The organism is Bacillus sp. FSL R9-9410, from assembly GCF_038050385.1.
Classification (GTDB): Bacteria; Bacillota; Bacilli; order Bacillales; family Bacillaceae_G; genus Bacillus_A; species Bacillus_A cereus_U.
In genome coordinates, this window is record NZ_JBBOTV010000001.1 from 4,567,555 (window position 1) to 4,591,074 (window position 23,520).

A 23,520-nucleotide genomic window follows, 5' to 3' on the forward strand; every position below is an offset into this window, starting at 1 on the left:
CTCTCACCTAACCGTTTCTTCGCTACTTTCTTTTGCACGCCATAAAGCGATTGCTTTTTTTAACGACTCTTTATATTCATTTTTTGGATTTGAATCAATTACAATACCCGCTCCAGCTTGCACATGCGCTTGCCCATCTTTAGCAAGCAGTGTTCGGATTACAATATTCAATTCCGTATCTCCAGAATAACCAATCCAACCAATTGAACCCGTATAAATTCCTCGACGAACAGGTTCTAATTCTTCAATAATTTCCATCGTACGTATTTTGGGGGCACCGGTAATTGTCCCACCAGGAAATACAGCCTTCACCAAATCGAAAGCATCTTTATCTGCTTCCACCTCACCACGCACATTAGAAACAATATGCATAACGTGTGAGTATTTTTCAATTACCATAAATTCATCTACTTCAACAGTGCCATATTTACAAACACGGCCCAAGTCATTTCGTTCTAAATCCACAAGCATTACATGCTCTGCTCTTTCCTTTTCGTTTTCAATTAATTCTTTCGCTAATTCCTCATCCTCTTGCTCACTTGCTCCTCGAGAGCGCGTACCAGCAATTGGTCTTGTACTCACTTCTTTTCCTTGCTTTTTAATTAGCAATTCAGGCGAAGCACTAACAATTTGAAAATCTCCAAACTCCAAGTAACCCATATATGGAGATGGATTAATTTCACGAAGACTTGTATATATTTCTAGCGGATGTGTTTGTAATGTTCTTTCTTGTCTTGTCGACAAGTTTACTTGAAACACATCACCCGCTCCAATATATTCTTGAATACGTTCAACAGCCTTCATAAAGCCCTCTTCCGTAAAAGCGACTGCTTCATTTTTCTTTTCAGGACATTCAAACGGCATAGTCACTTTGGGTGCTTCTTTCATCCAAAGACCCTTCCATTCATTTAATCGCTCTTCTGCCTCTTCACACTCATCTACATAATGCGTAATAATCCATAATACTCTCTCCTGTTGATCATACACAAACACGTCATCAAATAACAAAAAGAATATGTCAGGTATATTAATATCATCCTTCGCAAGAGAAGAAAGTTTTTCAATATAACGGATACAATCATAACTAAAGTATCCAATTGCCCCACCTTGAAAAGGTGGGTACTCCGGATTATAATCCGTTTTCCATTTCTCCATATACGCTTGCATTAAATCTAATGGATTCCCTCGCTTTATTGTTTCCTTACCACTTTCACTTATATGTAACGTCTCATTCTTACCCTGAATTACCGCTACTGGATCCATCCCAACAATGTTATAACGACCACCACGTCCACTTTCTAACAAAATATGTTGCGGCTTATCCTGAGAAAGAAATTTATATTGCTTAAAGAAATCTAACTGATATGGAATAGAAAGAGCTAAAGATTTTCTTCGTTGCATATCAACACCCCGTCTTCTGTTATCCCACCCTCTTAAGCCAATCAACTCAAACTACATAAAATTATTTACATAGAGAATGATTATACTTGAGGGCTAGTGAAAATAAATTAATTATACTACTTCTTATTTTACATGAAGTTTTCTAGTCATTCACTCTTTTCCTTTTTCCAATCAAAAAAGAAAAGCATCCTTTTTTTAAGGATGCTTTTCAAATCAAATTCACTTATGACTCAAATTGATAAAGTGGTGTACTTAAATAACGTTCACCGTTACTTGGGATAATAACAAGTACCTTTTTCCCTTTACCTAATTTCTTCGCAACTTCTATCGCTGCATAAACGACTGCTCCCGAAGAGATACCAACTAAAATACCTTCTTCTCTAGCCACTCTTCTCGCATATTCGAACGCTTGCTCCGTTTTCACTTGAATAATTTCATCATATACCTCTACATCCAATGTCTCCGGAACAAACCCCGCTCCAATTCCTTGGATCTTATGTGGTCCTGGCTTTCCACCAGATAATACTGGTGAATCCGCAGGTTCTACCGCGTAAATTTTGATATCTTTATAAGCTTCTTTCAGCACTTCACCGGCACCTGTAATTGTTCCACCTGTACCAATACCTGCGATAAACGCATCTAATTGATCACCCATTTGTTCAACAATTTCTGGACCTGTTGTTATACGATGGATTTCTGGATTCGCTTGGTTTTGGAATTGTTGTGGTATAAAGTATCCATGTTCTTCCGCTAATTCAGTTGCCTTTCGAATTGCTCCGCCCATTCCTTCAGGTCCTGGAGTCAATACTAATTCAGCACCGTAAGCACGTAATAAATTACGACGCTCAATACTCATTGTTTCTGGCATTACTAAAATTGCCTTATATCCTTTAGCAGCTGCTACCATCGCTAAGCCAATACCTGTGTTACCACTTGTCGGCTCAATGATTGTATCGCCCTCTTTTAATAATCCTTTATTTTCAGCATCTTCAATCATAGCTAACGCGATACGATCTTTAACACTGCTCCCCGGATTCATAAATTCTAATTTTAAGTATACATCTGCGCTGTCTGATTCTACGATGCGGTTCAACTTAACGATCGGCGTTTTCCCGATTAATTCTGAAACTGATTGTGCCACTCGCATTCCTGTCACTCCTAACACCGAGTATTTTTATTGGTTTTATCTATATTTAGATTTTGTCAGAAAATTCCCTATTTGTCAATCTATTTGGTCGGCTGATTCTCCGCCTAAACTTCTTTATTACAGGTTCTCAATTAGACTTGTAATATCTTCTTTAGCGAATTTATATCGTTCATTACAGAAGTGACAGTGAACTTCCGTCTCTTCTTCTTCTGCACGAATTTGTTCTAACTCCGCTTTCCCTAAACTAATTAATACACCTTCAATACGCTCACGTGAACATGTACAATTAAATTGAACATCCATTGTTTCTAACACTTTCACTTTATCTTCTCCAAGCACTTCATACAGTAATTCTTCTGGAGAAAGACCTTGTTCGATTAATTGTGATACCTGCGGGATTTGTTGCAGACGCTCTTCAATAAATGAAATTGTTTCTTCCTGCGCACCTGGCATAATTTGAAGAATGAATCCACCCGCCGCTAATACGCTATCATCTCCATTTACAAGAACACCAACACCTACAGAAGAAGGTGTCTGCTCAGAAACTGCGAAATAATATGTGAAATCTTCCCCTAGTTCTCCTGAAACAATTGGAGATTGACCGATAAACGGTTCACGCATACCGATATCTTTAATTACCGTTACAAATCCTTCTGTACCTACCGCTTGATATACACGTAATTTTCCTTGTTCCGTTCCTTCAAAATCAACATGAGGATTCGTTACATAACCACGTACATCCCCATTTGCATGAGCATCGACTAAGATAGGACCAATCGGGCCGTTACCCTCTACTTTAATCGTTAACTTCTGCTCGCCTTTTAACATAGCACCCATCATTGTACCCGCAGTTAAAGAACGACCAAGTGCCGCTGAAGCTGTTCTCCATGTATCATGACGTTTTTGCGCCTCACTTACTGTATTTGTTGTACGCACACTATAAGCACGAACTTCTCCATTAAACGCTAACGCTTTTACTAAATAATCTTTCATACTTATTTATTCACCCTTCTCATGTTGTAAATTTGCATTACGTTCATATAACATATACAAACCTTTTAACGTTAAAAACGGATCTACAATATCAATTGCATTTGATTCTTCTGAAATTAATTTTGCTAATCCACCTGTTGCAATAACTTTTGGTTCTTGCTTAGCTTCTTCCTTCATACGCTTAACAATACCTTCCACTTGTCCAACGTATCCATAAAGAATACCTGATTGCATTGCACTTACTGTATTCTTCCCTATAACACTACTCGGTTTTGTAATTTCAATACGAGGAAGCTTTGCTGCTCTGCTATATAAAGCCTCTGCCGAAATCATAATTCCTGGCGTAATGACGCCACCCATATAATGCTTCTCTTCGTTAATATAACAATATGTAGTAGCCGTACCAAAATCAACAATAATAAGCGGACTTCCATATAAGTGGATTCCTGCTACTGCATTTACAATTCGGTCCGCGCCTACTTCACGCGGATTTTCATATTTAATATTCAAGCCAGTTTTTATCCCAGGCCCCACTACAAGCGGTTTAATTTTAAAATACTTTTCACACATACGCTCTAAAGCGAACATAATTGGCGGTACGACTGAAGACACAATAATACCTTTCACATCTTCAAAAGAAAGATCTTCATGCTCAAGTAACTGCTTTACAAGCATCCCATACTCATCTTCTGTTTTATGACGATCTGTTTCCATGCGCCAATGCTGACGAAGTTTCCCCTCTTCAAACACACCTAGTACCGCATTTGTGTTCCCTACATCCAATACAAAAATCATATTCTCACCACTTATCTTATTTAATCTATATTTGTGCAGTATGTATAAAACTTATAAAAACATCATATCACACATACTTATATAATCAGTTTTTCTATACTCATCATTGTACAAAAAGATTACTCTCTATTTCAATTTTTAATAATAGTTTCAGTTAAATTCTTTTGCCACTTAAATTCATTCCACAAAAAAAAGGAGTGACTATTGTCACTCCTTCATCTCTTACTTATCTTCTGTATCTTCATCGTCTTTCTTCATATTGATGTTTACTTTCACATCATCTGAAGATGTTGGACGCTCAGGTAATCTGCCATAATCATATAAATGATTAATTTGCTCTGCATCTAATGTTTCTACTTCAAGTAACGTTTTCGCGATAATATCAAGCTTATCTCGTTTTTCAGTAAGAATTTGTTTCGCACGAGCATAACAGCCTTTAATAATGACTTGCATTTCCACATCAATTTCATGTGCGATTGCATCACTGTAGTTTTGTTCTGAGTGGAAGTCTCTTCCTAAGAATACCTGACCACCTTGTGAGCTACCAAATTGCATCGGTCCAAGCTTATCACTCATCCCGAATTCTGTAACCATACGTCTTGCAATACCAGTCGCACGTTGGAAGTCGTTGTGAGCACCTGTACTTGCTTCACCAAATACAATCTCCTCGGCTACTCGACCACCCAGTAAACCAGTGATTTTATCAAGTAACTCTGGTTTTGTCATGAAGTAACGATCTTCCTTCGGAAGCATTACCGCATATCCACCAGCTTGACCACGAGGGACAATTGTTACTTTATGAACGATATCTGCTTCATCAAGGACAACACCAATTACAGTATGGCCAGCCTCATGGAATGCAACAATATTACGTTCTTTTTCAGAGATAACACGACTTTTCTTAGCTGGACCTGCAATAACACGATCCGTTGCTTCATCGATGTCACTCATATCAATTTTCTTCTTATCTTGACGCGCAGCTACTAAAGCAGCTTCGTTTAATAAGTTTTCAAGATCGGCACCAGAGAATCCTGGTGTACGAGTTGCAATTGCTCTTAAGTTGACATTCTCATCAAGCGGTTTATTACGAGAGTGTACCTTAAGTACAGCTTCACGACCATTTACATCTGGACGATCTACTGTAATTTGACGGTCAAAACGACCTGGACGTAATAACGCTGGATCAAGAATATCAGGACGGTTTGTCGCAGCGATGATAATAATACCTTCGTTTGCACCGAATCCATCCATTTCAACAAGCAATTGGTTCAACGTTTGTTCACGCTCATCATGACCACCGCCAAGACCCGCGCCACGTTGACGTCCTACTGCATCAATTTCATCAATGAAAATGATACAAGGAGCATTTTTCTTTGCATTTTCAAATAAATCACGTACACGGGATGCACCGACACCGACGAACATCTCTACGAAGTCAGAACCACTAATAGAGAAGAACGGAACGCCTGCTTCACCTGCAACAGCACGCGCTAGTAAAGTTTTACCTGTACCTGGAGGTCCTACTAATAGAACACCCTTCGGAATACGGGCACCAACTTCAGCGAACTTACGAGGGTCTTTCAAGAATTCAACTACCTCAACAAGTTCTTGTTTCTCTTCATCCGCTCCAGCAACATCTCTGAAACGAATTTTTTTCTTTTCATCATTGTATAGCTTCGCCTTGCTTTTCCCGAAGTTCATAACACGGCTACCGCCGCCCTGAGCTTGGTTTAATAAGAAGAAGAATAAAATGAAGATAATGACAAACGGAATGATGGAAGTAAAGAACGTTACCCAAGCACTTGTTTCTTCTGCTGGTTGATACTTAACTTCAGCCCCTTGCGCTTTATCATTAATTTTCTTTTGTAATTCCTCAGTATTTGGTGCATAAGTAACAAATTGTTCTCCTTGGCTAGAAGTCTTGAATTGTCCCTTTACCTCAAACACACCATTTTTCGGTTGAAGCTGCACATTACGCACTTCACCTTTTTCAAGTTGAGTAATGAATTTATCGTAGCTAACTGATGTCGTTTTTTGCGTCGAACCATTAAAATAGCTTACGATCCCAATTACTACTAAGAATATCAGTAAATAAAAGATGGTATTACGGAAGATACGATTCATTCCTAACCTCCTCTCACGGCATAAACACTATAGTAAATCGTAACATAGAAAAAATTTCCTATACAATTGTAACGCCTATATTTAATTAATTTGAGTAAACACTTGGTTTTAATACTCCTACATAAGGAAGATTACGGTATTGCTCTTTATAATCTAATCCATATCCTACAACAAATTCATGAGGAACAGTAAATCCAACATAATCTGCTTTCAGGTCAACCTTACGGCCTGTTGGCTTATCTAATAACGTAACAATTTTTACAGATTTCGCTTTACGATATTTAAACAGGTCTACTAAATAGCTTAGTGTAAGACCGCTATCAATAATATCTTCAACGATTAAAATATCGCGACCTTCTACCGAAGTATCAAGATCTTTTAAGATTTTTACTTCGCCTGTCGAAACTGTAGAGTGACCGTAGCTAGATACAGCCATAAAATCCATTTCAAGATATGTATCTGTTCTCTTTAATAAATCTGCCATAAATGGCATTGCGCCCTTTAGTACACCAATCGCAAGAGGTACTGTATTTTTGTAATCCTCTGCAATAACTGCACCTAGTTCGTGCACCTTTTCTTGTATTTGTTCTTCAGAAATTAATACTTTTTCGATATCTTGATTCATCATTTCATTATCCTCCCGGAAGACTCCTTGCTTTTGTAGTGAATAATCAGGTATTTACCCTTCTTTGCTAGCCCTTTCGAAGTAGCAAATGCAGATCGTTTCAACAAGGGTACCCAAATAATATTTCCACTTGCGTCACAAACGATCGGCCATTCTTCTCTTTTTTCTTTTGGTACTTTCGCTTCGATAAAAACAGCTTTTATCTTTTTTGTACCATCCATACCTTGCATTGACATGCGATCTCCATTTTCCCTAGACCGAATACGAAGTGGATACGATATATCATTATACTTAGCAACAAATACTGTTTCATTCATGTTACTCGGTATATCTTCGCTCACCTCTGTTACAAGTTTATCCCCATTCGGCAATATAATTGTCCCAGGTACTGATAAATCTTGCGAAAAAGGAGAAACAATTTCTTGTTTAAATCCAAAACCACATTCTTCGTATGTGCGAACAATTTTCAAACCACCTGGAAAATCTAGTGAACCTGAAGGTTGTGCCCGCTTAAAAAATTCAATCACCTTGTCAATATGTATAGAAGAAAGCGAAGATGGAATCTTATATTCATAAAGATAGTTTAATATTAGTTGAATCCCTCTTCTTTGTAAAGGCATAGACATGGATTCAAAGGCAGGAATTGATAAGCTAATTTGTTTATCGCTTTTTTTTGTAATTACTTTATTCATTTTCTCAAAAGCTAATTCCTGCAAATAAGCCTCATCCTCTTGCATCTGCACGCTAAATTTTTGGAATTTCTCATGCATTTGTGGATTTTCTTCTTTCAAATAAGGAAGGACATATTTACGTAATCGATTCCTTGTATATACTTCTTTTTTATTACTCGGATCTATACGCGGAATAACTTTTAATTTATTACAGTAATCAACAATTTCTTCCTTAGTTACCCCAAGTAACGGCCTAATTAAATATCCATTATGAAAAGATCGCTTCACTACAATTCCTGCGTATCCTTTCGGAGTACTCCCTCGTACAAGGCGCATTAAAATCGTCTCTACTTGATCATCTCCATGGTGACCAAGAGCTACATATCTCGCATCATATTTCTTCATTATTCTTTCCAAAAATGCATATCTGCATTCTCTAGCTGCAACTTGTGCATTCATTCCATATTGCTGTTGATATTGCGACACATTAATCCTTAGCGTTTCACAAATAACTCCTAGCTCTTTGCAAAGAGCCTGTACAAACTGTAAATCCTCATAAGATTCATTACCTCTAAACATATGGTCCACATGTGCTACTACAATTTCGAGCTGTTTTTCTGCCCTTTTTTCTAACAAATAATATAAAAGAACCAAAGAGTCAGGACCACCAGAAACCCCTACAACAATTGTTGAATGTTTCTTTAATACATCATGCTGCTTTACAAAGTCATCTACTTTTTCAACAAATGCATCTTTCAACTTCGCAATCACCTTTCATTAAACAAGAACAACAACATTAGTTACCTTGTATATAATGGTACAACTTTTACAAACATTGTGCAAAAAAAAGATGTACAAAATCCACATTTTTATCTTACATCCCTCCTGTATATTTAACAAAGTAATCACATTACCTTTTTAATCAAAAAAACCTAGGCATCTACCTAGGTTTTTTTGATTATTTTATTGCGCCTGCATTCCTACTATTGGAATCGTAGCCCACTTCGGCATATTTTTCTTTACTTTCGCCACCACAATAGTCATATCATCATTTATATAACCATCACCAGAGCGAATTACTTCTTCCATAATAATATCAGCAATTTCCTGTGGATCCTCTGTTTGTAGTTCTTTAATTTTACGTTTTATCCATAATTCATGATTCTCCACATGTTGCGCTCCCTCAAAAATGCCGTCACTCATCATGATAAGAAGATCACCCGTTTTTAATTGCTCACCAACCACATCAACTTCAACATCTTCAATGATTCCCATCGGCAAGTTACTTGCCTCAATTTTCAAAATGTTATTTCCGCGTTTAACAAAACTCGGCGTCGATCCAATCTTTAAAAACTTCGCACTCGCATCCCGTAAATCTACCATAGCCAAGTCAAGCGTTGTATACATCTCCTCTGTCGTCCTTAAAGAAAGAATCGAATTGATGGACTTAATCGCTATTTCTTCATCAATACCTGATTGAAGTATCTTTTGTAATAATTTTACCGTTTCCCTACTCTCCATATGAGCCCTTTGTCCATTTCCCATACCATCACTAATCGCAAGTGCATATTTACCAACGCTCAAATCCATCATCGCGTAGGAATCACCTGAAACAAACCCGCCACCTTTTGCAGCTGTGGCCAATCCTGTATCAAGAGAATACGTCTTCGCTGAACCAAATGATATTAAACTGTGCCCATTTGGATATGAGGATTTCTCTTCATGCTTAACGACGATATTCTCTTTTAAAATATCTGAAAGCATTGGAGCAACCAACTTCTCACATTCCCCATGTTCATTAGATACAGCCGGAATCAACATTTCAATATCAATACTTCCTCTATCTAAACAATAAATATCAACATGCTCCACTTCGACACCAAAATCACGAAACGCTTGTAAAATTTGCTCCTCCTGCGCTTGATGGTTCTCTCTTTCTCGTTGTATCTCCTTAGCGAAATCCTCCATCACTTTTGATACACCTAGTAATTGCTCCGCTACAATTCTACGATTTTCCTTCATTTGTTTTCTTAATTTCTGTCCCTCATAGAAGTGATCTAATTCACCCGCTACTAAATCCGTTACTTTCTTCCCTCTCACACAATGCTTGTCCCATTCACGAACTAACTTCCGATTATGCTGCAGCGTTCCTTCTTCTGTTTCACTCATTATTTGTTTCATATAATCGTATGTTTTATCAAAATTAACTACCCAACATTGATCCTTCTTAAAGCATGTTTGACATGTTTTTGCAGTAATTGTACTTAAAAATAAATCAGCTTCTGTTTCTTTATCTTCCTCCTCCACATACCCATATACAGAAAAGCTATTGGACAAAGCAGCAAATACATTAGCAAATTGATTGATTTTGTTCGCTGTAACATCGCGCACTCTTCTTAAATATTGTTGTTGATCTTGTGAATGCTCCTGTGTACCTGGCATAAACTTAGCAATACGATCCATAACAAGCTTCGGCGTTAATAAGAAGAAAACAATTGCTACACCAGATTCAATTAAAGTTGTTACAATACTTGTTTGCTTGTCTACATATAATGTAATTAAGCTTGTACCAATTAATAAACCTAAACTAACTCCTATACGCTTCCCTTCCTTTAACAATCCCCCAAGCAATCCTGAAAAGGCAAGGAGACTAAGTTGAGACAAGCTAGCCACATTCGCTAAACTTAATATTAACCCAGTGACAACTCCTACTGTGGACCCTGTAGCTGCCCCTGCAATAAAGGCAAATACTAATACTAAATATCTAGTAAAAATATGTTGAATAGAAGCATCATAAACAAACCAATCCGTTGTGCCCGTTAAAACAGATGCTAGTAATATAATTAAACAAACAATTTCTTCTGTTTCTAACGCTTGTTGCTTCCCTTTCCTTTCCACTAAAAGCGGAACACTTTGTAAAAATATCATCGTTAATACGAAGCTAAGCCCCGCTTCGATCGTACTGACGAGCAGATCATACATGGTGACGGTTTGCTGTGCAAAATATACAACAACTAAATGTGCGGTTAATGCGGAGATAAATACTTGGAATGGTACAAGTCCAACAGTTTTACGTGTAAACCGACTAAAGAAGATATTATAAATAAAGAAGGTAAAGATAGATGCAAAAGTAAAAAATAAATTGTCTATTGAAACTGAAAGTGCTCCCCCCATTAGGGCTAAGAACGCGAGCGGCATTTTATCTCGCTTCATAACATAAACAGCAGCAAAAAACGGCAATGCAAACGGTAAAATGTTTGTTAATATATATGCTCGTCCCAAAAGAAAACCAATAACAGCAATAATGAATCCCCATCTAAAGAAAACTTGTTCAAACTTCATTCGCAACTTACTCGTCCACTTTATTGTTCCAAGCTGACTTTCATTCATCGCCAATGCACTTGTGTTCATAGTATTCCTTCCTACTTTAGGCATATGTTTAACACCACCTGCATAGTTTAATTACTGTTATTATAAAAGATGATTATTGGGTTTTTTGTCAAAACAACAGTTTTGACTTTTATAATCGTTCGACTTTTTATTCGAAATAAATCTACATATATACATAGTATTTAATTTATTTAAAGCGAGTTGAAAGAATGTTCAGAAAATATAGGGTGATTTTGTAGAAGTATTGTACGTCTTAATTTATATTTAACAAAAAAAGATCATGCAAATTTGCATGATCTTTTTAGATGACCCGTACGGGATTCGAACCCGTGTTACCGCCGTGAAAGGGCGGTGTCTTAACCACTTGACCAACGGGCCGTTAAATTAAATATAGCGGCGGAGGGGATCGAACCCCCGACCTCACGGGTATGAACCGTACGCTCTAGCCAGCTGAGCTACACCGCCATGTCGTCGTATTTAACGGACAATTAGTATCTTACATCAGATACGTTTTAAAGTCAACACATCTCAAAAACTTTTTTAAAATATATTCTCTCACATAAAAAAGTACCCGAGTAATCACTCTGGGTACCTCTCTATATGTTAAGAATTAAACGGACTTATTATCCGCGACGTGCGCCACGGCCACCACGTTTAGATTCTGTGTTACGCTTTAAAGAAGTTAAACGATCTTCACTATCTTTTAAAAAGCGTGCCATCTTTTGCTCAAATGTTTCTTTTGGAGCTCGTTCGTTACCGCCACCGCGGTTATCTCTGTTGGAAGAACGATTATTATTACGTTGTGGACGTCCAGAACGTTGTTGATCACCACCACCACGTTGGTATTCACCACGTGGACGATCTCCTTCTGTTTTTTCACGTTCTTTCGCTTTCTTAATAGATAGGCCAATTTTGCCATCTTTTTCAACATTGATAACTTTTACTTCTACTTGGTCGCCTACTTTTAAGTGATCGTTAATATCTTTCACATAATTATCAGCAACTTCACTAATATGAACAAGACCTGTTAAGCCTTCTGGCAGCTCAACAAAAGCCCCAAAATTTGTAATACCTGTTACTTTACCCTGTAACTTGCTGCCTACCTCGATTGACATAAAAAAAATGCTCCTCCTTAGTGGTTAAAAAGTCAAATTTTACTTTATTATATATAATCCTAAAATACAGTGTCAATAAGACATACTCTACTTAGAAACAGGAAAAATTATCTCCCCTTTTCCGGAGAAGAAATAATCCCTTCTAGCAATCTTTAAAACGTACTCTTCATCATTCAACTTTTGAACTTCATCTTTTAGATTCTTTTCTTTTTTCGTTAATGAATCCAGTTCTTTTTTCATGTCCTTAACTTTCGCTTCTTTTGCTTTAATGGAACTGTTTTGTTGATAAAACGTCACACTAATACTAGCAATAATTGTAAAAGCAAAGACAAGAAAAACCGCTAAACGGCGATAAAGTCGCTTCCTGTTCTCATCCGTTTGTATTATATGTTCTTTAACAGGATTTGGACTTTGTTTTTCGATTGTTCTTTGTCTCAGTTCCCTCATTTCCGAGGTCCCCCTAACTTCTTTTTTATACGCACCCATAATTGGAAGATATGTCCCTTCAATTTTGCTACATATTGCAGGAACCCTACATGCTTCATTATAAAAAGTTTAACACGATTAGGGAGAAGTTTCCATATGAGCGAAGCAATAAACCGAACAGGCGAGAAAAAAACTTTCCATATGAAAAGTAATATCCAAATCACCATTTTCCATAACACATGTCCAATTGAAAGCAGTATACGAAATAAGAATAATATAAATGCAATAAATAGCTGTGCTATAATAATAACAGGTTTTATCATGAGTAGCTGTATAATTCGAACAAAAAATTGTGTTGTTTGTACAAAAATATAGATGAGAAAATTTAACATCTTCATGTATAGTGCTTTCAATAAGCTTTGATATGCTGCAAAACCACATAGTAACGCCAAAAATACATATATACGTAGTTCGGCTTCATTTACACGCAGTAATACATAAAAAACGAATAATGCTTGGACAATCCAAAATAGTATATCATGTATAAATACAAGCCAACGTTTACGCTCTTGGCGTTTTAAAAACCGTTGGTATGTATCTAAAGAAGCACCAATCCAAGCACCCATTCCAATCATTGAAAGCATTGTATACAACTGAATTGTTAGGCTCATTTAAACAACTTACTAAAGAAGCCTTTAGTTTTCTCCCCTTGGTTCTCATCAATATACAGCATTTCATGAACTTTCCCTTTAATTGATACAACACCCTTTTCTACATCTAAATTCTTCATTTGCAAATTTTGACCACGAATTGTTAAAAAACCCATTACAGTCTCAAGTAAAAACTCTTCGCTATCAAAACTCTCTACTTGCTTTACACCAGTAATATCGATTACACGTCTGCCACGCATGATAATATCATGCTCTACAGAAACATTTTGTTGATTAGAAGACATAGGTGAGTAACCATTATTCACGAAAATCCCCCCATAGCTTTATACTAGCTAATAGTAATGTATGAAGGGCTAACCTATTTTAGAACAAGCCTTCTTCCGCTTTCACTTTTTCCTCACGAACGAGACTATACATGTTTGCTGCATCTTCTTTTTTAGTTGTTTCTTTCAATTCATTTACTTTCACAGTTACTATTTTTTGCCCGAAACGAATTGTTAATTCATCCTCTACCTTCACATCTGAACTTGCTTTTGCCACTTGGCCATTAATCGAAATTCTTCCTTGGTCAGACACTTCTTTTGCTAATGTTCTTCTTTTAATTAAACGTGATACTTTCAAAAATTTATCTAGACGCATATCAAATCCCCCTATTAACACTCTGTTTGTTTTGCCTCTTCCCATAAAATATCTAACTGTTCTAATGATAAATCTTGCATTTCCTTATTCATTTCAGCTACTTTTGCTTCCATGTATAAAAAGCGAGCCATAAATTTCTCATTAGTTGAACGTAACGCTTCTTCTGGATCTAATTTATAATGACGAGCTATATTAACAAATGCAAATAGTAAATCACCAAATTCACCTAGCATCTTTTTCTCATCCATGTTTACAACTTCTTGTTGGAATTCTTGCCATTCTTCTAAGGCCTTCTCTATCATCGGCTGCACATCAACCCAATCAAATCCAACCTTTCCAGCTTTCTTCTGAATTTCATAAGCACGCATTAGCTGTGGCAAGCTTTTTGGAATACCCGCTAAAACAGACTCTTTCACGAATCCCTTTTCTTGTTTTTTAATTTCTTCCCAATTTGCAATCACTTCATCAGCATTATTTACATCCGTATTCTCAAACACATGCGGATGACGACGAACCATTTTCTCAGCTAAAGTCCGAATAATATCATCTATAGAGAACCAACCTTCATCCTCTCCAATTTGAGCATGAAGCATAACTTGTAATAATATATCACCCAGTTCTTCTACTAAATGATCATCATCCTCTTCATCAATTGCTTCTAGCACTTCATATGCTTCTTCAATTAAGTATTTCTTTAAAGATTGATGAGTTTGTTTTTTATCCCACGGGCAACCATTCGGTCCACGCAGTTCCGCAATAATTCCTCTAAGCACATCAAACTGCTGATACAAAGACGCACGTTCCTTAACCGGGGGTACATATACACTCGTTAAATTATTTAACTCCGTTTCATGATCTAACATGTATAACGGTACCTTTTTTACTTGCTCAAATGAAGTTCCTGCAGCTGTTACGATATACACTTCATAATCATCTGGCAACATCTCCATTAACATCAGTTTCACATCTGAAGCAACGAACGCATCATACACTTGGCAAAAGATTAAATGTTGACGTAATTCTAATTGTCCTCTTTCAAATGATGTAGCATCAATTAATTGGAATCCTTCAATCGGATCAATCTTTAGGCTCGCAAACATCGGATCAAGGAAACTTTGTCCACCTTCAAGTCGCACTTCAATATTTGCTACTTCTCCTTTTTCCAAAAGTAGCTGAACGGTTCTTTCTGCTACAAGCGGATGACCAGGAACTGCATAAATAATTTCTGTACCTTTCGCTTGTTCTAACAACCTATTCGCGATTGTTTCATATACGATTTCAAAGGTATCATGCGCTTCGTATACCTCGTCAAAAGCTGTATATTTTATACCTTCTTGCTCCAATTCTTCTATAACTGGGTGTTCCTTCGTTCTAACAAACATATGATCCGCTTCTTTTATCTTTCGATATACGCCCATCGTTAACTGATCTAACTCACCAGCACCTAATCCTAAAATAGTAATAATTCCACTCACAACCAGTCACCTCTATCCACTCTTCTTCAATGAACCTTCTTTTTTCTCTTGTTTCATAACGGTTCCTAATTCTTCTTTTGTAAATACACGTAATTTTAAAATTAAAAACATATATGCTAATCCGCCGATAGCTACACCTAACAGCGCTTCAACCGTCGCAATTCCTCTATGTCCTGTATCAATTACTAATCCAGACATTCGCAACATACGCATAAAGATTATTAATACAAACCCCATACCGATACCACTAATAACCACACCTAACATATTCCGCCTATCAATAAGCGGCTCCGATACAGCTCGCATAAGCAACACACTATTTAGCAAGGCAATTACAATAAGCGCAACTAAAGTTGCAATTGCAGCTCCCTTCACACCAAAATACGGCATTAATATATAGTTTAAAGCTAGCTTTAAACTACCTCCAAATACAACGAATATTGCTGGTTTTAATGTTTGTCCCACTCCTTGTAAAATAGAAGCAGTTGTAATTGACAATGAACTAAATAAAATAGATAAAGATAAAATCGATAACACATCTGATCCATCACTATTTTCAAACAACATAATATTTGTAGGTTGAATAATACAAGTTAATCCAATAGCAGCTGCAAATCCAATAACAAATGTTATTTTCATTGCTAACTTTACCTTTTCTTGAATAAATGAAAGATCTCCTCTTTCTTTCGCCGCTGTAATAATAGGAATAAGTGACAATGAGAAAGAAGTTGTCACAACAGTACCTAATTGCATAAGCGGGATACTTCTATCATAAACACCTTTTAGTACCTTTGCATTTTCAACTTGCTCTCCCGCGCGAATAAGCAAAGTATAAAAGGAAATAGAATCCGCCATTTGTATAAAAATAAGGACTAAATTACTAACACAAATCGCTAATCCCTGCCAAAAAAGGATTCGAATAATCCTTTTTTTATCTCCAATTCTCTTCCAACTTTTAAAGAAAATAGCATGGAAATCATGACGCATATAAAATAAAAGTACGATAATCCCAATAAGCCCGCCTGCAATTGAACCTAGCATAGCACCCGCACCAACTGTATATAAATCAAATCCATGAGCAATAAGGAATAGTGATAAAAATACAATGATAGAAACACGAATCGTTTGTTCAATTACTTGCGAAACAGCCGTCGGCATCATATTATTGAATCCTTGAAAATATCCTCTCGCTACAGATAAAAATGGCATTAGTAGGAATGAAAACGAAATAACACGTAATAATTTATCTAAATGTATATCACCCATAGCCGATGCAATTGTTTCGGCCCCAAAGAATAATGTGAAAAACCCTATAAATCCAATTCCTAATAAAAACCAAAAAGATACACAAATAATTTCTTCTGCTTCTTTTTGTTTTCCTCGTTCTAATCTTTCTGCGACCATTTTTGAAATAATAATGGGAAACCCATAAGTGGCTAAAATTAAACAAAATCCATAAAATGGATAAATTTGTTGGTAAATATAAAAACCAACATCACCCGCTATATTTTGATATGGAATACGGTAAAAAGCGCTTAATACCTTTGTAACAAAACTTGCGATTGTTAATATAATAGCCCCACGCCAAAAGGCTTGGTACTTCTTCGCTTCCATACAAGAAAACTCCTTTTTCTATTCTCACCCCTCGTATTATATCACAAAGAAAAACTGTCTCTCCTTCATATTCCTTACATTCACTGACTTCTTTCAACAGCAAAAATACTCAATGAAAAAAGGTAGCAAAGCGCTACCTTCATTCAATGCTTATATCTCCAAATAGTTAATTTCTCAAATAGAAATATCATAATTAGGAAAGATTGCTACTTATAGAAATTACACTTCACTACTGCTCCATTTGTTTCGCTAAAAAACTTGCAGCTGTATTTACTGACTTATGCTCTACTTCACTTATAATAGCTTCTTTAGAGAAGATAATAACAGCCCCAATTGGATCCCCATTCGCAACAATCGAGCCAATTGTATAGGAGCTGACTTTTTCTGTTACTCCATCAATAATTGAAATTTCACTTTCATCTGTCATAATTACAGACTTGCGCTCTTCCATTGTCTTCTCAATTAAATCGCCAACACTTTTATTTAAGTATTCTTTTTTAGATGCGCCTGCTACTGCGATAATAGAATCACGATCGCATACAAGCACATTATGTCCTAAGCTATCATATAAAGCTTCCGTATATTCTTTTGCAAAATTACCTAGTTCACTAATCGGAGAATATTTCTTTAAAATGACTTCTCCATCGCGATCAACAAATATTTCTAGTGGGTCCCCTTCTCGAATACGTAAAGTTCTACGAATTTCCTTTGGGATTACTACCCTGCCTAAATCATCAATTCGACGTACGATTCCAGTTGCTTTCATTCTATGCTGCCTCACTTTCTACTGATGATCAAAGTGGTGAATTTACCTGTTCATGTAAAAATCACCAACTATTAAACATAGTATTTTACACATTAGTTCTTCTATGCACGTCGAATTGTATTTTTTATCTTATATTAGGCATTTATTACTTCTTTTTTTACATCTGGTAAGCCTTTTAATAAATTTTCAGCAATTGTTAACCATTTCGATGTCTCTAATCCATTCGTTTTCATCACAATTTTCAATTGTGACCCCTCCATACCAAGACCGATCATACGACCAAAACTACTTCCTAGCATGAATAATTTTCCACCATCTATATTTTGGCTCGCTTGTTCAGAAAACAGGAATGTTACTTCAAACTTATTTTGCTTAATTAACTCAATTTGTTCTTTCATCGCCAACACTTTAATGTTTGCAATTTGTAATAAATAACCAACTTCTTGTGGATAATCACCAAACCTGTCGATCATCTCTTCCTGCAACTCTTCAATATCTTCAATTGCAGAAATACCTCTAAATTGTTTATACATCATAATTTTTTGTTTACTATCTGAAATATACGCATCCGGTAAATATGCGTCTACTTCTAAATCAATTTCAACATTAACGGTATTTTCAACTCCATCTGTCCCTCTACGTTGCTCAATTGCATCTTTTAACATTTGAGAATATAGATCAAATCCGACAGAATCAATAAATCCATGTTGTTCTGCCCCTAACAAATTACCCGCACCACGAATTGATAAGTCTCTCATCGCAATTTTGAAACCAGATCCAAGCTCTGTAAACTCTTTAATTGCCTGCAGACGCCTCTCTGCAACTTCCGATAACACTTTATCACGTTTGTATGCAAAGTAGGCATACGCGACGCGATTAGAACGTCCAACACGCCCACGAAGCTGATACAACTGCGATAATCCCATACGATCTGCATCAAATACAATTAATGTATTTACATTCGGAATATCTACACCCGTCTCGATAATTGTTGTACTTACAAGAACATCATGCTGCCCTTCTAAAAACGATAGCATAACAGACTCTAATTCACCTTCATTCATTTTCCCATGTGCGTATGTTACACGAGCATCTGGAACTAACATCGAAATTTCATCTGCTTTTCTTTCAATATCCTCCACACGGTTATATAGGAAGTAAATTTGACCGCCTCTTGCCAACTCTCGCTCTATTGCTTCTCGCATTAACGCTGGATTATACTCTACTACATATGTTTGTACTGGGAAACGATTCTCTGGTGGTGTCTCAATAACAGATAAATCGCGCACACCAAGCATAGACATATGGAGTGTACGTGGAATCGGAGTTGCCGTTAATGTTAACACGTCAACATTTGCTTTCAATTGTTTAATTTTTTCTTTATGTGTAACGCCGAATCTTTGTTCTTCATCAATAATAAGAAGTCCTAAATCTTTATACGTAACATCTTTAGATAAAATACGATGCGTTCCGATTACAATATCCACCGTTCCATCTTTTAAACCTTTAATCGTTTCATTTTGTTGTTTTCGTGTGCGGAATCTACTTAATAACCCTATATTAATCGGGTAATCTTGAAAACGCTCTCGAATTGTTTCATAGTGTTGTTGTGCAAGGATTGTTGTCGGTACTAAAATCGCAACTTGTTTTTCATCCATAATTGCTTTAAATGCCGCACGAATAGCTACTTCAGTCTTTCCATATCCTACGTCGCCACAAAGAAGCCTATCCATCGGACGTCCGCGTTCCATATCTTTCTTAATCTCTTCAATAGAACGTAATTGATCCTCTGTCTCTTGATATGGGAAAGAAGATTCAAATTCCTGTTGTTCTGCCGTATCTGGTGTATATGCATAACCTTTCGAAGCTTCACGCTCGGCATATAATTTAATTAGGTCATCTGCAATGTCTTGTACAGATTTTTCAACTTTCGTTTTGACCTTCTTCCAATCATTTCCGCCTAATTTATAAACTTTTGGATCCTTACCTTCAGACCCTACGTATTTTTGCACTTGATCAATTTGTTCAATTGGAACGTATAACTTATCATTACCTTGATATTTAATATTTAAATAATCTTTATGAACACCATTAATCTCTAATGTCTCAATACCTAAAAATTTACCTATACCATGATTTACATGAACTACATGGTCTCCAACTTTTAATTCCGAATAACTTTTAATACGTTCAGCGTTAGATAACTTTTGCTTACGTTGTGATTTTTTAACCTTCTTATGAAAAAGCTCTTTTTCAGTAATGACAACAAACTTTTGCATCGGCATTTCAAAGCCTGCATGTAAATCACCTACAGCAATTTGTAACCTTCCAGGCAATAAGACATCTGTGGCCTCTACAATGTCTGCATCAATATCATAATCACTTAAAATATGTTGTAGTTTTTTTACACGTTCATCATCTGTTCCAAGCACAACGGTCGTAAAATGCCCTTCATTCCATCTATCAATTTCAGTTTTTAACAACTGCATCTGTCCGTGGAAATCTTGCATCGTTTTACATGTCACATTCACAATGTTTTGAGGATGTGTGTGTGCTATATGGCGTAAGAATAACGTTAAATATACAAAACTTCTTTTTTTATTATGAAGAAACTCCTCAAATGAGTGGGAGAAAGATAAATCCTGAATAATTGTTCCTTCGCCAAGAAGTGAGATATACCATTCCGCTTCTTCTGTTTCAAGATGTGATGCTGTTTCTTGAATACGGGAAATCTCATCTAAAATTACAACACCGTTTTCTGGTAAATAATCTATCAGACTAGCAGGTTCTTTATAGAAAATAGATAAATATTTAAACATTTGTTCTATACTTTGCCCGTTTTTCAACATTTCAATTTCATGACTAACCGTCTCAAGTACAGCAGTCTTTAATTTATCATCGGAAAGCTTTTGCATCGTCTTAGTCAAACCTTCTTCAAGATGCTTAATTCCCGATTTCAATTCTTCCTGTGAAAATAAAAACTCTGTTGCCGGACCAAACCGAACACTTTCCCTTTTATCTTGAGAGCGCTGTTCTTCCACATCAAATAATCGAATAGAATCAACCTGTGTATCAAAGAATTCAATACGAAATGGTAATTCTTCAGTTAATGGGTAAATATCTAATATTCCCCCGCGCAAACTAAACTCTCCTGGAGCTTCTACCATCGACTTACGCTCGTAGCCAATATGATGTAAGGTATGCAAGAGCGCATCTAAATCAATCTCTTGCCCTAGATTGATTTCAATTTGCCTTTGCTTCCATAATTCTTTTATTGGTAAAAACCTACGCAGCCCTGCAACTGGCGCTACAATAATCCCATTCTCTCCCGCAGCTAAGCGATTTAACACTTCAATACGCTGCGCCTTCAATTCTGGACTTGCAACACCAACTTCCGATGCTATCAATTCATTTACCGGATATAGCCAAACATCCTTTTCACCAAGTAACGCCACTAAATCTTCATGTACTTTTTGTGCTTGGTATAAATTGTGCGTCACAATAAGTTGTGATTGCTTTGTTTTTTTATATAAAGCTGCGATTAATAATGAACGAGAGGATGTTGCCATACCCGATACAAGTTGTTCTTTCAACCCATCTTCTAGCCCATTAATAACCGATTGTATTTCTTCATTTTTATAAAATTGCTCTAATAAACCTATCATTTTCAAAACTCCTCTCAACATAAAGAGCAAGTTACTATATTTTATGCAAATATTTTGGAAAAAGAAAACAGAAAAATGCTTTGGACATGCCAAAGCGACAACATTTTATTGCAGAAATTTTTCATATTCATAATACTCAGGATAAGATGCGAGCGTTTCTTGACACGATTCACAAATCGTTTTTATATATATATTTCCATTCTCATGAAAATGAATCATATCCACTACTTCTTGCTCTGTTAGTTGAAACAAAACGTCGCTATGTACTTTTTCTGCGATAATGGAGCCCACATTACTTCCGCAATGTCTACAGTAATAATAACCTTCCATACTAGCCTCCTAAATATCCAATTGCTACTAGTATGGGATAAAACAAAATAAAATATTCCAGATTGTGCGCTTAACTATTAAAAGTATTCATGATTTGGAGAAAAGGTTTATTTAACCATTCCTCACATGCATCTGCTGCATTTTCAATGGATTGATTAACGCCAGATATTTCTTCAGATGTAAAACGTCCTAATACGTAATCCACTACTTTTATCCCATTTTTCGGACGATCGATTCCCATACGTATACGTTGAAATTCTTGTGTTCCTAAATGTGAAATTGTTGATTTCACACCATTATGTCCACCCGCACTACCTTTCATGCGAAGACGTAACTTACCTACAGGAATATCTAAATCATCGTACATAACAATGAAGTCCTCAACATCAATTTTATAATAATCCATGAGCGGACGGATACTTTCCCCAGATAAATTCATATATGTAAGTGGCTTTAGTAAGATTACTTTTTCCCCATTAACAAAGCCTGCGCCAAATACTCCTTTAAACTTTTGTTCATTCAAAGAAATACTCCAACGCTTTGCAAGTTCATCGATCGCCATAAATCCAATATTATGCCTTGTTAATTCATATTCTCTACCTGGGTTCCCAAGTCCTACTATTAATTTCATTCTTGTACCACTACTTTCTTTTTTCGATACGAAAAGACGTAACCAAGCTTGGTTACGTCTCATTCTATCCAATTAATTGAATAATACACTTACAGATTCTTCTTCGTATACACGAATGATTGCTTCTCCGATTAATGGAGCAACTGAAAGTTCATGTACTTTGTCAATTTTCTTCTCTTCTGGTAATACAATAGAGTTCGTTACAACTAACTCTTTAATATTCGAATTTTGAATACGCTCAATTGCTGGGCCAGATAATACTGGGTGTGTACAGCAAGCATATACTTCAGAAGCACCGTTCTCAACAAGAGCGTTTGCCGCTAATGTAATTGTACCAGCTGTATCAATGATGTCATCAATTAAAATTGCTGTTTTACCTTCGATGTTACCGATAATGTTCATTACCTCTGATACATTCGGACGAGGACGACGCTTATCAATAATAGCGATTGGCGCTTTTAGGCGATCCGCCATTTTTCTAGCACGCGTTACACCACCGTGATCAGGAGATACGATTACGATATCTTTAAGGCCTTTTGCTTCAAAGTAATCTGAAAGAATCGGTACACCCATTAAGTGGTCGATCGGGATATCAAAGAATCCTTGAATTTGTGGAGCATGTAAATCTAGAGTGATTACACGAGTTGCACCTGCTGTTTCAAGCAAGTTTGCTACAAGTTTCGATGTAATTGGTTCACGAGAACGCGCTTTACGGTCTTGACGCGCATAACCATAGTAAGGAATAACGATATTAATTGTTTTTGCAGATGCACGTTTCAATGCATCAATCATAATAAGTAATTCCATGATATGTTCGTTTACTGGGAAGCTTGTAGATTGAATAATGAATACATCGCAACCACGGATACTTTCTTCAATGTTAATTTGAACTTCTCCATCACTAAAACGATCAACAGAACATTTTCCTAGTCCTACTCCAATATGCTTTGCGATTTGCTCAGCAAGTTCCTTATTAGAGTTTAAAGAGAATACTTTCAAATTAGAATTTAGATATTGAGTCGACATCTAGATTAACCCTCCA

20 protein-coding genes and 2 tRNA genes are annotated in these 23,520 nt (G+C 36.4%); all 22 read right to left on the reverse strand.

Annotated features, from left to right (window positions below):
- Positions 1–3 precede the first annotated feature (3 nt).
- Positions 4–1,401 carry an anthranilate synthase component I gene (gene trpE / locus MKX77_RS23705; protein ID WP_341307907.1) on the reverse strand — a complete coding sequence of 466 codons (1,398 nt, stop codon included), beginning with the start codon at positions 1,399–1,401 and terminating at the stop codon, positions 4–6.
- Between the two features lie 223 nt (positions 1,402–1,624).
- Entirely contained in the window at positions 1,625–2,548 is a 924-nt protein-coding gene (gene cysK / locus MKX77_RS23710; protein ID WP_340821419.1) for a cysteine synthase A, read from the reverse strand.
- Positions 2,549–2,665: 117 nt separating this feature from the next.
- A complete protein-coding gene (gene hslO / locus MKX77_RS23715; RefSeq protein ID WP_341307908.1) occupies positions 2,666–3,541 on the reverse strand; it encodes a redox-regulated molecular chaperone HslO in 876 nt (291 codons plus the stop codon).
- Between the two features lie 6 nt (positions 3,542–3,547).
- The gene (locus MKX77_RS23720) at positions 3,548–4,336 is read right to left on the reverse strand and encodes a type III pantothenate kinase (protein ID WP_215554947.1); all 789 of its coding nucleotides are present in this window, start codon (positions 4,334–4,336) and stop codon (positions 3,548–3,550) included.
- A 222-nt stretch (positions 4,337–4,558) separates the two neighbouring features.
- The gene (gene ftsH / locus MKX77_RS23725; RefSeq protein WP_341307909.1) at positions 4,559–6,460 is read right to left on the reverse strand and encodes an ATP-dependent zinc metalloprotease FtsH; all 1,902 of its coding nucleotides are present in this window, start codon (positions 6,458–6,460) and stop codon (positions 4,559–4,561) included.
- An 85-nt stretch (positions 6,461–6,545) separates the two neighbouring features.
- Positions 6,546–7,088: a hypoxanthine phosphoribosyltransferase gene (gene hpt, locus MKX77_RS23730; protein WP_002124550.1), complete on the reverse strand. Its 543-nt coding sequence runs from the start codon at positions 7,086–7,088 to the stop codon at positions 6,546–6,548.
- Positions 7,085–8,515 carry a tRNA lysidine(34) synthetase TilS gene (gene tilS / locus MKX77_RS23735; RefSeq protein ID WP_341307910.1) on the reverse strand — a complete coding sequence of 477 codons (1,431 nt, stop codon included), beginning with the start codon at positions 8,513–8,515 and terminating at the stop codon, positions 7,085–7,087. Before tilS ends, hpt begins: the two co-directional genes overlap by 4 nt.
- A gap of 204 nt (positions 8,516–8,719) precedes the next feature.
- On the reverse strand, positions 8,720–11,191 hold the full coding sequence (gene spoIIE / locus MKX77_RS23740; protein WP_215554944.1) for a stage II sporulation protein E: 2,472 nt from the start codon (positions 11,189–11,191) through the stop codon (positions 8,720–8,722).
- A gap of 261 nt (positions 11,192–11,452) precedes the next feature.
- Positions 11,453–11,524: transfer RNA gene (locus MKX77_RS23745), tRNA-Glu, on the reverse strand.
- Between the two features lie 13 nt (positions 11,525–11,537).
- Positions 11,538–11,611 (reverse strand) — tRNA-Met (locus MKX77_RS23750).
- A 158-nt stretch (positions 11,612–11,769) separates the two neighbouring features.
- Positions 11,770–12,261, reverse strand: coding sequence for a S1 domain-containing RNA-binding protein (locus MKX77_RS23755; RefSeq protein ID WP_215554943.1), 492 nt, complete (start codon positions 12,259–12,261; stop codon positions 11,770–11,772).
- A gap of 87 nt (positions 12,262–12,348) precedes the next feature.
- A complete protein-coding gene (gene divIC / locus MKX77_RS23760) occupies positions 12,349–12,708 on the reverse strand; it encodes a cell division protein DivIC (RefSeq protein ID WP_002124547.1) in 360 nt (119 codons plus the stop codon).
- Complete coding sequence (yabQ, locus tag MKX77_RS23765; RefSeq protein WP_002091573.1) at positions 12,705–13,358, reverse strand: spore cortex biosynthesis protein YabQ; 654 nt, start codon at positions 13,356–13,358, stop codon at positions 12,705–12,707. Before yabQ ends, divIC begins: the two co-directional genes overlap by 4 nt.
- The gene (gene yabP / locus MKX77_RS23770) at positions 13,355–13,663 is read right to left on the reverse strand and encodes a sporulation protein YabP (RefSeq protein ID WP_001059101.1); all 309 of its coding nucleotides are present in this window, start codon (positions 13,661–13,663) and stop codon (positions 13,355–13,357) included. The genes yabQ and yabP overlap by 4 nt, the downstream gene beginning before the upstream one ends.
- Before the next feature lie 58 nt (positions 13,664–13,721).
- Positions 13,722–13,997: an RNA-binding S4 domain-containing protein gene (locus tag MKX77_RS23775; RefSeq protein WP_002009677.1), complete on the reverse strand. Its 276-nt coding sequence runs from the start codon at positions 13,995–13,997 to the stop codon at positions 13,722–13,724.
- Between the two features lie 14 nt (positions 13,998–14,011).
- Positions 14,012–15,472, reverse strand: a complete 1,461-nt coding sequence (gene mazG / locus MKX77_RS23780) for a nucleoside triphosphate pyrophosphohydrolase (protein ID WP_341307911.1) — start codon at positions 15,470–15,472, stop codon at positions 14,012–14,014.
- A 12-nt stretch (positions 15,473–15,484) separates the two neighbouring features.
- Positions 15,485–17,086 (reverse strand): putative polysaccharide biosynthesis protein, encoded by a 1,602-nt coding sequence (locus MKX77_RS23785; protein WP_341307912.1) that lies wholly within the window; start codon positions 17,084–17,086, stop codon positions 15,485–15,487.
- A gap of 229 nt (positions 17,087–17,315) precedes the next feature.
- Positions 17,316–17,852 (reverse strand): stage V sporulation protein T, encoded by a 537-nt coding sequence (gene spoVT / locus MKX77_RS23790; protein WP_215554940.1) that lies wholly within the window; start codon positions 17,850–17,852, stop codon positions 17,316–17,318.
- 134 nt (positions 17,853–17,986) lie between these two features.
- Positions 17,987–21,517, reverse strand: a complete 3,531-nt coding sequence (gene mfd / locus MKX77_RS23795; protein WP_341307913.1) for a transcription-repair coupling factor — start codon at positions 21,515–21,517, stop codon at positions 17,987–17,989.
- A gap of 105 nt (positions 21,518–21,622) precedes the next feature.
- A complete protein-coding gene (locus MKX77_RS23800; RefSeq protein WP_215554938.1) occupies positions 21,623–21,847 on the reverse strand; it encodes an anti-sigma-F factor Fin family protein in 225 nt (74 codons plus the stop codon).
- Between the two features lie 70 nt (positions 21,848–21,917).
- Positions 21,918–22,478 carry an aminoacyl-tRNA hydrolase gene (gene pth, locus MKX77_RS23805; RefSeq protein WP_087943057.1) on the reverse strand — a complete coding sequence of 187 codons (561 nt, stop codon included), beginning with the start codon at positions 22,476–22,478 and terminating at the stop codon, positions 21,918–21,920.
- Positions 22,479–22,550: 72 nt separating this feature from the next.
- A complete protein-coding gene (locus tag MKX77_RS23810; protein WP_002091580.1) occupies positions 22,551–23,504 on the reverse strand; it encodes a ribose-phosphate diphosphokinase in 954 nt (317 codons plus the stop codon).
- Positions 23,505–23,520 lie beyond the last annotated feature (16 nt).

Coding starts and splice junctions, on each gene's coding strand:
- trpE (WP_341307907.1), bottom strand. CDS start 1,401: ATGCAACGAAGAAAATCTTTAGCTCTTTCTATTCCATATCAGTTAGAT.
- cysK (WP_340821419.1), bottom strand. CDS start 2,548: ATGCGAGTGGCACAATCAGTTTCAGAATTAATCGGGAAAACGCCGATC.
- hslO (WP_341307908.1), bottom strand. CDS start 3,541: ATGAAAGATTATTTAGTAAAAGCGTTAGCGTTTAATGGAGAAGTTCGT.
- MKX77_RS23720 (WP_215554947.1), bottom strand. CDS start 4,336: ATGATTTTTGTATTGGATGTAGGGAACACAAATGCGGTACTAGGTGTG.
- ftsH (WP_341307909.1), bottom strand. CDS start 6,460: ATGAATCGTATCTTCCGTAATACCATCTTTTATTTACTGATATTCTTA.
- hpt (WP_002124550.1), bottom strand. CDS start 7,088: ATGATGAATCAAGATATCGAAAAAGTATTAATTTCTGAAGAACAAATA.
- spoIIE (WP_215554944.1), bottom strand. CDS start 11,191: ATGCCTAAAGTAGGAAGGAATACTATGAACACAAGTGCATTGGCGATG.
- MKX77_RS23755 (WP_215554943.1), bottom strand. CDS start 12,261: ATGTCAATCGAGGTAGGCAGCAAGTTACAGGGTAAAGTAACAGGTATT.
- divIC (WP_002124547.1), bottom strand. CDS start 12,708: ATGAGGGAACTGAGACAAAGAACAATCGAAAAACAAAGTCCAAATCCT.
- yabQ (WP_002091573.1), bottom strand. CDS start 13,358: ATGAGCCTAACAATTCAGTTGTATACAATGCTTTCAATGATTGGAATG.
- MKX77_RS23775 (WP_002009677.1), bottom strand. CDS start 13,997: ATGCGTCTAGATAAATTTTTGAAAGTATCACGTTTAATTAAAAGAAGA.
- MKX77_RS23785 (WP_341307912.1), bottom strand. CDS start 17,086: ATGGAAGCGAAGAAGTACCAAGCCTTTTGGCGTGGGGCTATTATATTA.
- spoVT (WP_215554940.1), bottom strand. CDS start 17,852: ATGAAAGCAACTGGAATCGTACGTCGAATTGATGATTTAGGCAGGGTA.
- mfd (WP_341307913.1), bottom strand. CDS start 21,517: ATGATAGGTTTATTAGAGCAATTTTATAAAAATGAAGAAATACAATCG.
- MKX77_RS23800 (WP_215554938.1), bottom strand. CDS start 21,847: ATGGAAGGTTATTATTACTGTAGACATTGCGGAAGTAATGTGGGCTCC.
- pth (WP_087943057.1), bottom strand. CDS start 22,478: ATGAAATTAATAGTAGGACTTGGGAACCCAGGTAGAGAATATGAATTA.
- MKX77_RS23810 (WP_002091580.1), bottom strand. CDS start 23,504: ATGTCGACTCAATATCTAAATTCTAATTTGAAAGTATTCTCTTTAAAC.